The sequence below is a fragment of the Nocardioides antri genome, from assembly GCF_008373765.1.
GTDB classification, from domain to species: domain Bacteria; phylum Actinomycetota; class Actinomycetes; order Propionibacteriales; family Nocardioidaceae; genus Nocardioides; species Nocardioides antri.
In genome coordinates this window covers 1-774 of record NZ_VUJW01000021.1, presented here as the reverse complement: position 1 = coordinate 774, position 774 = coordinate 1, and the positions used below count along the sequence as shown (strand labels likewise).

At 66.8% G+C, this 774-nt stretch carries 2 protein-coding genes; one reads left to right on the top strand and one right to left on the bottom strand.

The window, feature by feature from the left end; genetic code table 11:
- The first annotated feature begins 56 nt into the window (after window positions 1–56).
- Window positions 57–437 carry a hypothetical protein gene (locus F0U47_RS20250; protein ID WP_149752308.1) on the top strand — a complete coding sequence of 127 codons (381 nt, stop codon included), beginning with the start codon at window positions 57–59 and terminating at the stop codon, window positions 435–437.
- Window positions 438–488: 51 nt separating this feature from the next.
- Here F0U47_RS20250 and F0U47_RS20245 read toward each other — a convergent pair.
- Window positions 489–774: hypothetical protein (locus F0U47_RS20245; protein ID WP_223162845.1), on the bottom strand; the 286-nt coding region annotated here is incomplete at its 5' end.

Genomic DNA, 774 nt, shown 5'->3' with positions numbered 1-774 from the left:
GCGGCAGTTGAGGGCGTTTCGTTCACCCGCCGCTGCTCGCGTGAAACGATGCAGGCATGTTGACCTTCGCTTCGAAGCGCCGTCCGTGGGCTTTCATCATGCCGCTCGGGGCGCTCGGTGTAGGTCGTGCTGCGGGAGATGAAGTCACCCAGCCTGGCGATCTCCTGGTCGTGGTCGTCGTCGGGCTGGTGTGCGGTGTGGCGTGGCAGCTGCTCTACCGACGAGACCTGGTTGATCGCCTCACCTACTTCGCTGCCTTCTTCGTCGTTTCGATGGGCCTCATGGTTGTGCTGCCGGAGGCCGAGATTGGTAGCGCGCCGCTCGGCTCGACCGTTGCCCTCTGTGGCGTCCTGGCCGGACTCATCTACACCGAGCAGTGGTTACGCAGCCGCGCTGAGCGTGCGGCTAACCTGCGATCCGGGGCGACGCAGAGGTAGCAGCAAACGTCACCGCCCGTGCACTCCGCGCGGCAATGGCGGGCGGGCTCGTCAAGCGCCGTGCTCGCTAGCTCGCCAAGCGATCAGGCGCTCCGCGACGCCACGCCAGTCGATCGGCTCGCCACGCTCCTCCGCGTTCTCGACATACTCGGCGAGCCGCTGGAACAGGGCTTCGGCCGTGACGCCTTGCCAGCGGTCCGGGTTGTCGTAGGCGTCGTCGCGGAGGTCCCAGAAACTGTCCACGATCCTGCGCTCGCTGTTCGCCACCGCATGATCGTAGGCCGACCGGTGCCGAGACCCGACGGCATGAGACTGAGCACGCAGGGCGGCAGTAGCG